General features: G+C 62.4%; 15 protein-coding genes and 1 tRNA gene. 9 read left to right on the top strand and 7 right to left on the bottom strand.

Going from position 1 to position 13451, the window contains the following annotated elements; translation table 11 throughout:
* Nucleotides 1-74: 74 nt before the first annotated feature.
* Entirely contained in the window at nt 75-1178 is a 1104-nt protein-coding gene (locus ABIE40_RS06915) for a COX15/CtaA family protein (protein WP_199628778.1), read from the bottom strand.
* Between the two features lie 116 nt (nt 1179-1294).
* Between ABIE40_RS06915 and ABIE40_RS06910 the strand changes: the two genes are divergently transcribed.
* Together ABIE40_RS06910 and ABIE40_RS06905 are read left to right on the top strand one after the other, a co-directional pair.
* Nucleotides 1295-1504 carry a DUF2842 domain-containing protein gene (locus ABIE40_RS06910; RefSeq protein ID WP_199628779.1) on the top strand — a complete coding sequence of 70 codons (210 nt, stop codon included), beginning with the start codon at nt 1295-1297 and terminating at the stop codon, nt 1502-1504.
* Nucleotides 1505-1623: 119 nt separating this feature from the next.
* Nucleotides 1624-2862 (top strand): GNAT family N-acetyltransferase, encoded by a 1239-nt coding sequence (locus ABIE40_RS06905; protein ID WP_199628780.1) that lies wholly within the window; start codon nt 1624-1626, stop codon nt 2860-2862.
* Nucleotides 2863-2867: 5 nt separating this feature from the next.
* Here ABIE40_RS06905 and ABIE40_RS06900 read toward each other — a convergent pair whose 3' ends face one another.
* A complete protein-coding gene (locus ABIE40_RS06900; protein ID WP_199628781.1) occupies nt 2868-5015 on the bottom strand; it encodes a GumC family protein in 2148 nt (715 codons plus the stop codon).
* 191 nt (nt 5016-5206) lie between these two features.
* On the opposite strand from ABIE40_RS06900, the gene ABIE40_RS06895 reads away from it, so the two are divergent.
* From ABIE40_RS06895 to ABIE40_RS06870, 6 genes are all read left to right on the top strand, one after another.
* On the top strand, nt 5207-5782 hold the full coding sequence (locus tag ABIE40_RS06895; RefSeq protein WP_112718731.1) for a polysaccharide biosynthesis/export family protein: 576 nt from the start codon (nt 5207-5209) through the stop codon (nt 5780-5782).
* 6 nt (nt 5783-5788) lie between these two features.
* Nucleotides 5789-6952 (top strand): glycosyltransferase family 4 protein, encoded by a 1164-nt coding sequence (locus ABIE40_RS06890; protein ID WP_199628782.1) that lies wholly within the window; start codon nt 5789-5791, stop codon nt 6950-6952.
* Nucleotides 6953-7018: 66 nt separating this feature from the next.
* Nucleotides 7019-8581, top strand: coding sequence for an undecaprenyl-phosphate glucose phosphotransferase (locus ABIE40_RS06885; RefSeq protein ID WP_199628783.1), 1563 nt, complete (start codon nt 7019-7021; stop codon nt 8579-8581).
* Nucleotides 8578-9831 carry an O-antigen ligase family protein gene (locus tag ABIE40_RS06880; protein WP_199628784.1) on the top strand — a complete coding sequence of 418 codons (1254 nt, stop codon included), beginning with the start codon at nt 8578-8580 and terminating at the stop codon, nt 9829-9831. Before ABIE40_RS06885 ends, ABIE40_RS06880 begins: the two co-directional genes overlap by 4 nt.
* A 31-nt stretch (nt 9832-9862) precedes the next feature.
* Nucleotides 9863-10156: a helix-turn-helix domain-containing protein gene (locus tag ABIE40_RS06875; protein ID WP_112718735.1), complete on the top strand. Its 294-nt coding sequence runs from the start codon at nt 9863-9865 to the stop codon at nt 10154-10156.
* Nucleotides 10157-10220: 64 nt separating this feature from the next.
* Entirely contained in the window at nt 10221-10370 is a 150-nt protein-coding gene (locus ABIE40_RS06870; RefSeq protein WP_165402739.1) for a hypothetical protein, read from the top strand.
* 3 nt (nt 10371-10373) lie between these two features.
* Here ABIE40_RS06870 and ABIE40_RS06865 read toward each other — a convergent pair whose 3' ends face one another.
* Nucleotides 10374-10586, bottom strand: coding sequence for a hypothetical protein (locus tag ABIE40_RS06865; protein WP_112718736.1), 213 nt, complete (start codon nt 10584-10586; stop codon nt 10374-10376).
* A 174-nt stretch (nt 10587-10760) separates the two neighbouring features.
* Here ABIE40_RS06865 and ABIE40_RS06860 point away from each other — a divergent pair, with 174 nt between their 5' ends.
* On the top strand, nt 10761-10994 hold the full coding sequence (locus ABIE40_RS06860; protein ID WP_199628785.1) for a DUF982 domain-containing protein: 234 nt from the start codon (nt 10761-10763) through the stop codon (nt 10992-10994).
* Between the two features lie 16 nt (nt 10995-11010).
* On the opposite strand, the gene ABIE40_RS06855 is transcribed toward ABIE40_RS06860, so the two are convergent.
* The 4 genes from ABIE40_RS06855 to ABIE40_RS06840 form a co-directional block, all read right to left on the bottom strand.
* Nucleotides 11011-11232, bottom strand: coding sequence for a hypothetical protein (locus ABIE40_RS06855; RefSeq protein ID WP_199628786.1), 222 nt, complete (start codon nt 11230-11232; stop codon nt 11011-11013).
* Nucleotides 11233-11483: 251 nt separating this feature from the next.
* Nucleotides 11484-11560 (bottom strand) — tRNA-Pro (locus ABIE40_RS06850).
* Between the two features lie 90 nt (nt 11561-11650).
* Nucleotides 11651-12262 carry an HAD family hydrolase gene (locus ABIE40_RS06845; RefSeq protein ID WP_210341176.1) on the bottom strand — a complete coding sequence of 204 codons (612 nt, stop codon included), beginning with the start codon at nt 12260-12262 and terminating at the stop codon, nt 11651-11653.
* 96 nt (nt 12263-12358) lie between these two features.
* Complete coding sequence (locus ABIE40_RS06840; RefSeq protein ID WP_199628788.1) at nt 12359-13399, bottom strand: trans-3-hydroxy-L-proline dehydratase; 1041 nt, start codon at nt 13397-13399, stop codon at nt 12359-12361.
* Nucleotides 13400-13451 lie beyond the last annotated feature (52 nt).

Here is a 13451-nt window from a genome sequence, read left to right as displayed (position 1 = left end):
TATTTTTCTCACGGCATCAAAAAGCCGCGGCGCATGGCACCGCGGCTTAAAGAGTTCGGGAATCTATCGGCGCGTCAGCTGCGCTCGGCAATCACCGTCTGACGGGTGAACTCACCGTAATAGCCACGCCAGTTGGCGACGGCGAAGCCGAAGACGACGAGCGCGCCGCCCTGGTGCAGCAGGCCCCAGTGCAGCGGCACATGCAGCAGCAGCGTGGTGATGCCGATCGCCGCCTGGATGGTTACCAGCGCGAAGAGCACGACGGCGCGGCGGGCATGGGTCGTCTGTGGCGCAGCGCGCAGCGCCATGATCATGTTGATCAGCGTCAGCGCGAAGAGCGTATAAGCGCCGATGCGGTGGATGAACTGCACGGTCTTCGGGTTCTCGAAGAAATTGATCCAGGCCGGCTGCTGGATCAGCAGGTCGCCGGGAACGACAGAGCCATCCATCAACGGCCAGGTATTGTAGGTGAAACCTGCATCGAGACCGGCCACGAGCGCGCCGAGATAGATCTGGAACAGCGCGAAGATGGCGATCACGGCGGCCCACGTCTTCGAGCTCGAGGTCGGCGCCGCTTCATTGGAATGCGGCGAGAGACCGCGCATGATCCACATGCACGAGGCGAAGATCAGGCAGGCCATGACAAGGTGGGTCGCCAGGCGGTACTGGCTGACATCGGTGCGCACCGCAAGACCCGAGGAGACCATCCACCAGCCAATGAAGCCCTGGAGACCGCCGAGCGCCAGAATACCCGCCAGCGGCCAGCGCAAACGGCGCTCGACCTTGCCGGTGATCCAGAAATAGAGGAGCGGCAGCGCGAAGATGACACCGATGCCGCGGGCGATCAGGCGGTGAGCCCATTCCCACCAGAAGATGCCCTTGAACTGTTCGACCGTCATGTCGCTGTTTAACTGCTGGAACTCGGGAATACGCTGATAGAGCTTGAATTCCTCATCCCATTCGGCCGCGTTCAGCGGCGGGATGACGCCGTGGATCGGCTTCCATTCGGTGATCGACAGGCCCGAATTGGTGAGACGCGTCGCGCCGCCGACAAGCACCAGACAGAAGAGCGCGAGCAGCACGAAACCCAGCCAGATGCGAATGGCGCGGCGGTTGCGGTCCTGCTTGCGGACTTCGCCCCGGATTGCATGCTCGGTGGTGATATCTGCGACGGCCATGATTGCTCCTTGTTATCGGCAGTTGATTTGCCCTAGCGGCTCATGCAAAACAAGCCCCGAACCTTTGCGGCATGCCGTCGCGCTGGTTCCATCCTGCAATCCGGAAGCCAAGACTGATGCCCGTTCGCCTGCGCAAATTCATCGGCACGATCCTGATCATCATCCTCGTGCTCGGCTCTGCGCTGATCGCGAACACGATCGCGGTGGCGACGCTCGGCGAAGCTCCCTGGTGGGGCCATCTCCTCTATTTCGCGCTGACCGGCCTGATCTGGATCCTGCCCGCAATGCTGATCATCAAGTGGATGGCAGGCCCGAAGCAACAATAGGCATTAACAGGCAGATAACCCTGATCTGCGGAAAACCGGCCTCTTTCGCTTGCGTTTAAACCCTCTCTAGGCCTTGGCCGCTATATCTTCCGGCACGCAATCTTGACCGGAGATCTCCCGTGCGGACGCAGAAGCTCGATGCCGACCACCAGCCGCTTGACGATGCAGGCAAGGCCGATGCCGGTATTTCCCGGCTGAGATCGGTCGGCGCGCAGCTGGCGATCGCCGATCTGGACATCACCGTCCATACAAAACTGGAGCCGTTGGAGAGCGACTGGCGGGCGCTTGAGAAAGATCCCCTCGCCTCGCTGCATCAGGGCTATGAGTGGTGCCGCTCCTGGGTGCGCGCCTATGACAGGCCGCTTGCCGTGCTCAAAGGCACCGCGCAGGGCAAGGCCGCCTTCATCCTGCCGATCGAGATCGAAAGCCGCCAGGGCGTGCGGATCGCCAAGTTCATCGGCGCCGATCACAGCAATATCAATACCGGCCTGTTCTCGGCCGCCTTCCTCGAAGGCGCAGGCGGTCTCGATGCCGATCGTTTCACGGCGATCCTGAGAGAGGCGCTGCATGGCAAGGCCGATCTGTTGCTGCTGCAGAACATGCCGCTGGAATGGCGCGGGCGGGAAAACCCGCTGAAGCTGCTGCCGATGGTGCAGAACCAGAACCACGCCTACCAGCTGCCGCTGCTCGAAAATTTCGAGGCGACGTTGAAACAGCTGAATGCCAAGAGCCGCCGCAAGAAATTCCGCGTGCAGTCCAAGCGGCTGGAGGCAATCGGCGGCTTCGACTATATCGACGGCGGCTCACCCGTCGAACAGCATGCGCTGCTCGACCTGTTCTTCAGGCAGAAGTCCGAGCGCTTCCGTTCGCTCGGTCTGCCCGACGTCTTTGCCGATGCCGCGACGAAGGCGTTCCTGCATGGGCTCATCGATATCCGCGACGGTAGCGACTATGGCCTGGAAATGCATGCGCTGCGGTTGAAGGGTGAATTCGACGGCAAGATTGCGGCCGTCTCGGGCATCTCGCGCAAGGGCGATCACGTCATCTGCCAGTTCGGTGCGATCGACGAGAACCTCGTTCCGGATGCCAGCCCCGGCGAATTCCTCTACTGGCAGATGATCTCCGGCCTGCAGAACAAGGGCGTCGCGCTCTTTGATTTCGGCCTTGGCGACCAGACCTACAAGCGCTCCTGGGCGCCCGTCGAGACCGACCATCATGACGTGGTTCTGCCGCTGTCGCTGAAGGGCCGGATTGCAGGGACGGCGCATCGCGCCATCACCCGCAGCAAGGCCTATATCAAGGCGCGGCCGGGCTTTTACAGAACAGCCCAGCGCCTGCGCGCCAAGATCGGCATCTGACCGCCTCAGGCGGCGTGGCGGGTAAGATCGGGCTCGGCGCTTTCGCCGCCCGACATCAGCACGACGCGCTGGTAACCGGCCTTTTCGAACTCGGTCATGGCGGTGACGAACTCGTCTTCCAGCACTTCCGGCATCGAGAGGATGATCTCGACATCCTTGCTGCGCGTCAGCCGCGACACGCCGGCGACATCGGCCGCGCCGCATTCGACGACGACGATATCGTAAGCCGACATCAGGGCATCGAGCAGCAGCGACAGGCGGTCGGCGCCGCGCATCGCCTTGCGCACATCGCTAGTGCCCTGCGGGATGAGATGCGCATCTGACGAGCGGTCGCCGTGGATCGTGTCGCCGAAGGCAGCTTCGCCGCAGAGCAGGTCGGTAACGCCTGGCGCTTCCAGGTCTTCGGCCATCATTGCCGTCGGATAGCCGGAGCCGGTCATGTCGACGAGGATGGCGCGCTGGCCGGAGGCGGCGAGCCTGCGGGCAAGCGCAACGGTGGCTGCGGAGCCGTCGTCACCAGTCGGTGAAATGGCGATTGCGAGCGGCGCACGGCTGCCGGTGAGATAATCGGCAACGGAGCCGATCGAGAATTCGTTCTCTTCGACAGCTTCGACGGCGACGGCGGGCTCTTCGGTTTCAGGTTCTTCTGCCGGGGCAGAGAGCATGCTGGGGGCCACCGCACGTTTCGTCTTTGCGGGAGCGGCAACGATAACCGTTTCCTCTTCCTCGATACGGGCAACCGGCAGGGCGGGACCAACAGGACGCAACGCACGACCGCTGAAGAGCTCGGCCAGCATGATGACGATCGAGGTGATGATCAGCGTTGCGAAAGCGGCGACGATGACGATCGGGACGACCTTCGGGAAATAGGGATCGACCGGCTGGATCGCCTTGGAGACGACGCGGGCATCGGCCGGGCTGGAATTGCTGTCGGCACGCGATGCGGCTTCGCGGTAGCGCACCAGATAAGTTTCGAGAAGCTGGCGCTGGGCATTGGCTTCGCGCTGCAGGGCGTTCAGGCCGACTTCGTCTTCGCCGGCCTTGGCGCTGTTCTGCTGCAGGGCGCCGGACTGGCGCTCGAGCTCGGTGGCGCGCAGATCGGCAACCTTGGACTCGTTCTCGATGCTGGTCAGGATTTTCTGCGTTTCGGCGCGGATCTGCGTCTTGATGTCGGCGAGTTGGGCGCGGAGACTGCGCAGGCGCGGATGGTTGTTGAGCAGCGAGGTGCTGAGATCGGAGATCTGCGACTGCAGTCCGGACTCGGTACCCTTCAGGCGCTGCATCGACTGCGAATTCATGATGTCGGGCAGCGTATCGGAGGCTTCGCCGGAGGACAGCGCGTTACGCACGGCCTGGGCGCGGGCTTCGGCATTGGCCTTCTCGCCGCGCACCCGGGTCAGTTCGGCGGAGATATCGTTCAGCTGCTGCGTCGGGAAGTTGCTGCCGCCATTGGTCGGCAGCAGGCCGTGCTGAGCGCGGTATTCGGCAACCTTCTGCTCGGCGTCATTGACCTTCTGGCGCAGGCTTTCGATTTCAGGCTCCAGCCAGCGGGTCGCTTCGGAATTGGAGGCGAGCTTGGCGCCGCTCTGGGTAGCGAGATAGACCGATGCCATCGCATTCGGAATGCGGGCGGCGAGCTTCGGATCCTTGGAGGTGAAGTTGATGCCGATGACGCGCGAGCCCGGCACCTGGAAGACCTGCAGGCGCTCGGTGAAGGCATCGATGACGCGCTCTTCAGGCGGGTTTTCAGCCGGGTTCTTCTTCAGATGCAGGGCAACGAGGATATCCGTCAGCGCCGAGCCGTTGGCTGCCTCGTCGAATTCCGGGAGCTCGTAGAGCTTCTCGCTGTTGATGACCTTCTTGATCAGGTCGGCGGACTGCAGGAGCTGCACCTGGCTCGCGATATTCAGCTCGTCGAGCAGCGGGCCTGCCGTGGCGTCGGATGTCTGGGTATTGGCGAAGGCCGGCGCGCGCTGCTCGATCAGCAGGCGCGTCTCGCCGCGATATTTCGGCGCGATCATCTTGGCACCGGCGAAGGCAACCCCTGCCCCGATCAGCGTGATCGCAACGACCTTCAGCCGCCGTTCCCATACGGCACGGACAAGCTGGCCAAGATCGATGTCGACATCCTGATTTCCCGATACGCCGGACATACTCGTACTCCAAGAACAAAGGTGCCGCGAAGCGTAAACGACTATAGTAACCCAAGCGTTAATTGCCCCGTCCTCAAGTAAGAGGCGGGAGAATGCACCGGGGACAAAAAAAGCTGCGGATTTTTACCAGCCATTAACCCTAACGGATCGATAACGGCGGGGACCAATTTGTTTTCTGTGAGCCTGCACGGATGCCTCTCGCTACGCCAAAGATGTTTCTGGCCCTTGGCCTTGCCGCAATGACTGCGGTCCTGAGCGGCTGCAACACCTATAAGCCGGCGCCGAAGGCTTTCCAGCAGGCGACGATCCAGCCCTATACGCTGGATAGCGGCGACCGCCTGCGCATCACCGTCTTCGACCAGCCGAGCATGACCAACAGCTACACTGTCGATCAGGCCGGCTATATCGCATTCCCGCTTGTCGGCCAGGTCCCTGCCCGTGGCCGCACCCTGCAACAGCTTTCCGGCCAGTTGGCTGGCAAGCTGCGCCAGGGTTATCTTCGCGATCCCGATGTCACCATCGATGTCGATCGCTACCGCTCGATCTTCGTCATGGGCGAAGTCGGCCAGCCCGGTCAATACGCCTATGTTCCCGGCCTGACGGTTCAGAATGCCATCGCCGTTGCCGGCGGTTACACCTCGCGCGCCAATCAGGCCAGCGTCGACGTGACGCGCAAGATCAACGGCCAGGTCATCACCGGCCGCGTCAACATTTCTTCCGCCATCATCGCTGGCGACACGATCTATGTACGCGAACGGCTGTTCTGATCTGACATGACAGACGAACAACGGCCTCTCCGCATCATTCACTGCTTCAGGTCGCCGATCGGCGGAATCTTCCGCCATGTCCGCGATCTGGTCGAGGAGCACAGCAAGGCCGGTCACGAAATCGGTATTCTCTGCGACAGCTCGACAGGTGGCGAGCATGAGGACCGGCTGTTCGACGATATCCGTCCCTATCTGTCGCTTGGGCTGACGCGCGTGCCAATCCGCCGCGCCCCTGGCCTCTCCGATATCCCGGTGATCTGGGATACATACAAGACAATCAAAAGTTTGCGGCCTGATGTGCTGCACGGACACGGCGCCAAAGGCGGTGTGCTCGCGCGGCTCGTTGGCTCAGCCCTGCGGGTGAACAGGTATCGCGTAGCCCGCCTCTATACTGCGCATGGCGGAAGCCTGCATTATTCCCGCACCTCGCTCCTCGGGCAGTTCGTGCTCAAGATGGAACGGCTGCAGGAATATCTGACCGATGCGCTCGTCTTCATCTGCGAATACGAGCGCGACACCTATGCCAAGAAGGTCGGCAAGCCAAAAACCAAGACGCGGCTGATCTATAACGGCATCGGGGAACGGGATTTCCAGGTCATTCCCACCCGATCCGATGCGGTCCATTTCATCTATATCGGCATGCTTCGGGACCTTAAGGGTCCCGATCTTTTTGTGGACGCCTTCGCCAAGACCGAGCGGCTGGCCGGCCGTCCCCTCTCCGCGCTGATGATCGGCGACGGGCCGGACCGCGACAAGTACCGCGACATGATGGTCGAGCGCGGTCTCGGCAAGCGCATCAGCATGCTGCCTGCAATGCGCGTGCAGGAGGCGTTCACGATGTCGCAGAATGTCGTGGTTCCCTCCCGTGCCGAGGCCATGCCCTATATCGTTCTCGAAGCGCTCGGCGCCGGCAAGACGGTGATCGCCAGCCGCGTCGGCGGCATTCCGGAAGCGCTCGGCAAGGAGAGCGCAGCACTGGTGACGCCGGGTGATGCGACCGATCTTGCGCGGGTTATGGCCGAGGCGCTTGCCAAGCCCGAATGGGGGCATCAGACCATGCCTTCGACGGAAGCGGTGAAGGCGGTGTTTTCAGCGCCGGTGATGGCGAAAGATGTGCTGAAACTATACTACGAGCTCATCGGCCAGACGCCGACATCTTCAAATATATAAGATCCTGTAAACCTTTCTTAGGGGCTTCCTGCTATGCCGTTTGTATCAACGAGCGGCGGAAGCCTCATGAACAAGGCAGAAAAGAGCGGTCAGTTCGACGTCGAAACGCTGCGCAAGCAGGTCTCGGACATCCATGCGCGCGGCGATACGGCCGAGAAAGCGGATGAGGCAGGGTCGATCAACCCCTACGCCCTGCAGATCGCCGAACAGTTTCGCGAAGGCACGCATTCGCCCGCCATCATCATCGGCCAGTTCCGGCTCTTCGAATTCGCCTCGCAGTTCGTCATTGGCCTCCTTGCCTTCCTGATCTGGCCGGGCGACGGCAGCACCGAGACCTTCGCCTCGCGCGTCGCGCTCGCCTTCTTCATCGCAGCCTTCGCCGTCGTCAGCCTGCAGATCAGCGATACCTATTCGATCCCGGCGCTACGGTCGCGCGTGCGGCTGTTGCCGCGGATCTTCCTCTCCTGGGCAGCCGCCTTCCTGCTGACGGAAATGGTCTTTGCGCTCTTCAACGAGACCTCTTGGGCGAAGATCAACCTGCATCTTGCCTGGTTCTCGGTCGCCGGCCTGTTCCTGATCGGCATCCGCTTCCTCGTCGCCTACGGCATCCGCAACTGGGCGCGCAACGGCGTCATGGAGCGGCGCGCCGTCATCGTCGGCGGCGGCGATCCGGCCAAGGATCTGATCCGTCTTCTCGAATTGCAGCCCGACAACGACATCCGAATCTGCGGCATCTTCGACGATCGCGGCGAGAAGCGCTCGCCGATCATGGTCGCCGGCTATCCGAAGCTCGGCACCGTTGCCGAACTCGTCGAGTTCGTCCGCCTGACACGCATCGACATGCTGATCATCGCCCTGCCGCTCAGCGCCGAAGCCCGCATCCTGCAGCTTCTGAAGAAGCTCTGGGTGCTGCCGGTCGATATCCGCCTTGCCGCCCATGCCAACCGCCTGCGGTTCCGCCCGCGCGCCTATTCGCATGTCGGCACCGTGCCGATGCTCGATATCTTCAAGAAGCCGATCCAGGACTGGGATTCGGTTGCCAAGCGCGGCTTCGACATCTTCTTCGCGACACTCGCCCTGCTCCTGCTCTGGCCGGTGATGATCGCAACGGCTGTTGCGATCAAGCTGACCTCGAAGGGCCCGGTCTTCTTCATGCAGAAGCGCCACGGCTTCAACAACGAAGTCATCAACGTCTTCAAGTTCCGCTCGATGTACACGAACATGAGCGACCCGAGCGCGAAGGCGGCCGTGACCAAGGGCGACCCGCGCGTCACCCCCGTCGGCCGCTTCATCCGCAAATCGTCGATCGACGAGCTGCCGCAGCTCTTCAACGTGCTACGCGGCGAGCTGTCGCTGGTCGGCCCGCGTCCGCATGCCGTCGCTGCCCAGGCCCACAACCGTGCCTTTGGCGATGTCGTCGAGGGCTATTTCGCCCGCCATCGCGTCAAACCGGGTGTCACCGGCTGGGCGCAGATCAACGGCTGGCGCGGCGAAGTCGACAATGACGACAAGATCAAGTTCCGAACGGCCTACGATCTCTATTACATCGAGAACTGGTCGCTCTGGTTCGACCTGAAGATCCTGTTCCTGACACCGATCCGGCTGCTCAATACGGAAAATGCCTATTGAGCGCGATCGAGGCGACATATCCGCGCGTCGCCGACCCGCAGCGCGTCACGCTGCGCATCATCGGCTCGGCGCTGGTCGCCTTCGGCGTGTTCCTCTCCGGCTTCGTCATCGACGAGCCGGCGCCCTACGAGCTCTGGATGGCCGCCCTTACCGGCATCTGGTTCATCCTCGGCCTGCGCATATCACGCTACAGCGGCATCCTGCTCGCCCTGCTCATCACCTTCAATGTCGGCGGCATGCTGTCGCTGACGCAGATGAAGGACATGACGGGCGGGCCGATGTATATCGCCGTCTCGACCTTTCTGGCGCTGACATCTGTCTTCTATGCCGCGATTATCGAGGACAATGCCAAGCGCCTCGTGCTGATCTTCAACGCGTGGGTGTTTGCCGCCGTCATCACCTCGCTGCTCGGCATTCTCGGCTACTTCCACGCCTTCCCCGGCTCGGAAGTCTTCACGCTCTACGACCGCGCCAAGGGCGCCTTCCAGGATCCGAACGTCTTCGGTCCGTTCCTCGTCGCCCCCTCGCTCTATCTCGTGCACGGTATGCTGACGCGCAGCCTGCTGAGCTCGCCGGTCCGCGCCCTTGCGCTGCTGATCCTGGCGCTCGGCGTCTTCCTGTCCTTCTCGCGCGCCGCCTGGGGCCTCTTCCTGCTGACGATCGTCATCCTGATCTTCGTCATGCTCCTGAAAGAACGCACCGGCGCCTTCCGCCTGAAGATCCTGCTGATGTCGATGACGGCGGTGATCCTGATGGTCGCGGCGCTAGTCATCGCCCTGCAGATTCCGCAGGTCGCCGATCTCTTCAGCACCCGCGCCCAGCTGGTGCAGCAATATGACGGCGAGTATCTCGGCCGCTTCGACCGCCACCGCATCGGCTTCCAGATGATGATGGAGCGGCCGCTCGGGATCGGCCCGATGGTGTTCGGCACGATCTTCCCAGAGGACGAGCACAATATCTGGCTGAAATGCCTGACGACCTACGGCTGGCTCGGCTTCATCACCTATGTCTCGATGCTGATCTGGACCATCTATCTCGGCTTCAAGAACCTGCTCAAGGACCGCCCCTGGCAGCCCTTCCTGATGATCGCCTGGATCTGCGTCATCGGCCATGCGACGATCGGCAACGTCATCGATATCGACCACTGGCGCCACGTCTACCTGCTGTTCGGCATCGTCTGGGGCTGCGCCGCACTCGAGCACCGCCACCAGATCGCCGAGACGCGCAAAACCGGCGTCAGCGCCACTTGAGAAGCGGCCCGTCCGCGCTAAACTTCTCCTCATGATCACGGGAACACAGATACGCGGCGCCCGCGCCATGACGGGCATGAGCATCGAGGAACTGGCCGCTGCATCCGGCCTTTCCGCAAAAATCATTTCGGCGCTCGAACAGGGCGAAGGTAGCGGCGAGCCGCAGGCCTTTCTCGCGGCCAAGCACGCGCTGGAGGCGGCCGGCATCATCTTCATCGCCAGCGGCAATCATGACGAAGGCGGTCCCGGCGTGCGCCTCAAGGCACGCGGCAACGGCGACGATGGTCTGCGGCCCGAAGAGCTCAACGCCACCAACGACGATTAATCCGGAACCAAACCGGCCCTCACGCGTTTTCCGCGCGCAATCAATGCGTTGAGGGAAAATCATCTTGAATCGTAACAGCAGTCTTTATTTCGTCATCGGCGCGCTCGTAGTCGTCGTCATCGGCCTCGGCGCCTATATTTATCGTGAAGAAAGCAAGCCTGAAGGCGTCGAGCTCAGCATCGGCCAGAACGGCATTTCCGTCGAGCAGAAGTAATCTTCAGAGATAGGCCTTGGTCAGGGCGGCGAGCTTTGCGCCGTCTCTGACACCCTGCCGGTAAAGCTGGATCATCACCGCGCCCAGGCGCTCGGCCTCCTGCGTGCGGCGGCCGACGCCGCGGTCCTCGCAGACTTCATCCAGGACATTGGAAATCACGTCGAGATCGTCCGAAAACAGCGGAAGGTCGCGCGGATGGATAGTCGTGTCGAGCATCGAGGCGGCACTTCCTGAAAGCCTGGGACAGGATACCTGCACCGGCAGATGAGATCGGGAACACCTGCACTATGCGCGCGGATTTCACGCTTTGCAACTCTCTGAAATTTAGCGGGAACAAAGGGACATGCCCGGCGTTCGATGCCAGGTTCAAATCAGTACAAAGACCGTGTCATGAGTCAGAGAAGTTTCCCCTCCCCCGTTCGCGTCAAATCCGCAACCGCAGACCTCATCATCTCCACCGCCTGGGATGCTGTCGAGTTCCTGAAGCGCTGGCCGGGCAACCGCGGCCGCGAATACCGCATCGCCATGCAGCATTGCCTCGACGCGCTCGACGGCCTGATCAGCGCCAGCAAGGCGCGGCTCTCCTTCATCACCGCCGCCCGCATCGCCGGGCTGCTTGCCTGAACGGCCGAGGCGGCGGTCAGTGCTTGCGCAGCGGCACGACCTCGGCCAGCCGCGGATGCAGAGCACCTTCGGTGATCGCCCTGCCGCTGAGTTCGATGAGATATTCCCCGGCAAGCTCCGTCAGCGCTATCGCGACATCGCCTTCTGCCCATCCGGCCCTGACAGCCTCGTCCGTCAGCGCCTGAAACGCCTCGACAAGCCGCTCCCGCGAACCGTCCATCATCCTGCGACCGGTCATCGCTGTCCCTCCGCTGCGCCATCTGGCGCGCCGATAGAATAGATGCGCGGGAGGCAAAAAGACGAGGACTATTCAGGATTAGGCCACGTCCAATTTTGGTGGGGTTTGCGAAAGGCGCGGCTGCGCCATGCGCGAGAAGGCAAAATCATCCGGTGGGAATTTGGTGGAATTTCTCCGACGCTTCGTTCTCCTCTAGGCCATCTCGGCCCTTGGGGGAGAGAACGAAAACCCTTGGTGTTCAAGGGTTTAAATGGTCGGGGCGACAGGACTCGAACCTGCGACCCCTTGACCCCCAGTCAAGTGCGCTACCGGGCTGCGCTACGCCCCGACCTGCCTAAACGGCTTGCATCGTTTAGTTTTTCGACGGCTTGAATGCAAGCGGAAAAAGGATCTATCCGCTCAAAAAGCCGACAGTTGATTACGCCCTGGCGATCGAGACGGCGCCGGGCTTGGTTTCGACGCGGAAATCCATGTAGCCGTCGGTTTCGGCATGGGGTGTTTCGAAGGGTGTTGCGTGGGTCGTGGTGATGACGACGACATCGGCGCCGGCGGCTTCACCGGCGAGAATGCCGGCGACGGCATCTTCGAAGACGAGGCAACGGGCCGGATCGACGCCGAGGCGCTTGGCGCCGAGGATATAGCATTCCGGGCTCGGCTTGCCCGCCGAGACTTCCTCGCCCGTCACCATGACCTTCGGCAGCGGAATGCCGGCCGCCTTCAGGCGCTTGAAGGCGAGTTCGGCAGGAGCAGAGGTGACGATCGCCCAACGGTCATCCGGCAGGCTCCTGACGAAATCGATGGCGCCGGGGATTTCGATGATGCCCTCGACATCCTCCATCTCGGCGTCGAGCAGCAGCTTTGCCTCATGGAAGGGATCGACGCCCGGCAGGCCGAGATTGCGGACGGTGTCGGAGGCGCGAACACCGTGCACCGTCTTCATGAACACCTCCGGCTCCAGGCCGTGGCGCTTTGCCCAGTCGCCCCAGACGCGCTCCACGACGGCGATCGAGTTCACCAGCGTGCCGTCCATGTCGAAGAGGAAAGCGTCGTAGTCTTTGCCGAAGATATTGGAGTTGGGCACTGCGTATTCCTTGTCTGCTAGGTGATTGGCGGGCGATGGTCCGGTTCAGCCGGTCTGCTTTTCCATCGGCCAGGTGTCCGAGAGGCGGTAGCCAGCGGGATAGGGGTCGGAGGGGTCGAGCATCAGCTGCTGCGTTCCCGTCACCCAGGCGCGGCCGGAGATGATCGGCACGATGCCCGGCTTGCCGCCGATATCGGCTTCGGAATCGATCGAGCAATGGAACTCGGAGCCGATGATCGAGCGGCCGGTGAACTTGTCGCCGACCTTCATCTGTCCCCTCGCATGCAGGACGGCCATGCGCGCCGAGCAGCCGGTGCCGGTCGGCGAGCGGTCGATCTTGCCCGGCCGGATGGCAACGGCATTGGCGCCGGTCAGGATGCCGTTCTCGACGGCGACGGGGGCTGCGAACTGGCAGAAGGAGATGTGGTCCCAGCCGCTGTTGACGGGGTGGACGAAGCCGAGCTGCTCATTGGCGGCTTTGGTGATCTTCATGCCGAGTTCGGCGAGATCGCGGGCCTCGTGCGGGGCGATCGAGAAGCCGAGCGCATGGGCATCGACGATGACGAAGCTGTCGCCGCCATAGGCGGTATCGACGGTCAGCGTGCCGAGCCCCTCGACCTCCAGTTTCGCATCCAGCTTGTCTGCAAAGGAGGCGACGTTCTTGACGCTGATGCGCTCGGCCTTGCCGTTGCGGCAGGTGGCGGTGACCTCGATGAGACCGGCCGGCGGCTCGAGGGTCATCTTCGTTTCCGGTTCCTGCATCGGGATGATGCCGGTATCGAGGAGCACGGTCGAAACGCAGATCGAGTTGGAGCCGGACATCGGCGGCGTGTCGGCGGGCTCCATGATGATCCAGCCCATCTGCGCCTTCGGGTTCTTCGGCGGCACCAGCAGGTTTACATGGCGGAAGACGCCGCCGCGCGGTTCGTTGAGCACGAAATTGCGCAGCGTCTCATCCGTGGCGATGAAGCGGGACTGATCCCAGACCGTGTCACCGGGCGGTGGCGCGACACCGCCGACGATCACATCGCCCACCTCGCCTTCGGCGTGGCAGGTAACGACATGGATGACCTTGGATGTTCTCATCGCCCCCAACTCCTCTTCAGGCCTCCTGTCTAACCGTGGCAGCGGCGCTTGC

The organism is Rhizobium sp. OAE497 (assembly GCF_040546565.1).
GTDB lineage: Bacteria > Pseudomonadota > Alphaproteobacteria > Rhizobiales > Rhizobiaceae > Rhizobium.
Note: the sequence above shows the minus strand (reverse complement) of the source record. Positions and strands in the feature narration are given on the sequence as shown.

Coding starts and splice junctions, on each gene's coding strand:
- ABIE40_RS06840 (WP_199628788.1), bottom strand. CDS start 13,399: ATGAGAACATCCAAGGTCATCCATGTCGTTACCTGCCACGCCGAAGGC.
- ABIE40_RS06860 (WP_199628785.1), top strand. CDS start 10,761: ATGAGTCAGAGAAGTTTCCCCTCCCCCGTTCGCGTCAAATCCGCAACC.
- ABIE40_RS06915 (WP_199628778.1), bottom strand. CDS start 1,178: ATGGCCGTCGCAGATATCACCACCGAGCATGCAATCCGGGGCGAAGTC.
- ABIE40_RS06895 (WP_112718731.1), top strand. CDS start 5,207: ATGCCTCTCGCTACGCCAAAGATGTTTCTGGCCCTTGGCCTTGCCGCA.
- ABIE40_RS06910 (WP_199628779.1), top strand. CDS start 1,295: ATGCCCGTTCGCCTGCGCAAATTCATCGGCACGATCCTGATCATCATC.
- ABIE40_RS06900 (WP_199628781.1), bottom strand. CDS start 5,015: ATGTCCGGCGTATCGGGAAATCAGGATGTCGACATCGATCTTGGCCAG.
- ABIE40_RS06885 (WP_199628783.1), top strand. CDS start 7,019: ATGAACAAGGCAGAAAAGAGCGGTCAGTTCGACGTCGAAACGCTGCGC.
- ABIE40_RS06865 (WP_112718736.1), bottom strand. CDS start 10,586: ATGCTCGACACGACTATCCATCCGCGCGACCTTCCGCTGTTTTCGGAC.
- ABIE40_RS06890 (WP_199628782.1), top strand. CDS start 5,789: ATGACAGACGAACAACGGCCTCTCCGCATCATTCACTGCTTCAGGTCG.
- ABIE40_RS06855 (WP_199628786.1), bottom strand. CDS start 11,232: ATGACCGGTCGCAGGATGATGGACGGTTCGCGGGAGCGGCTTGTCGAG.
- ABIE40_RS06845 (WP_210341176.1), bottom strand. CDS start 12,262: ATGGACGGCACGCTGGTGAACTCGATCGCCGTCGTGGAGCGCGTCTGG.
- ABIE40_RS06875 (WP_112718735.1), top strand. CDS start 9,863: ATGATCACGGGAACACAGATACGCGGCGCCCGCGCCATGACGGGCATG.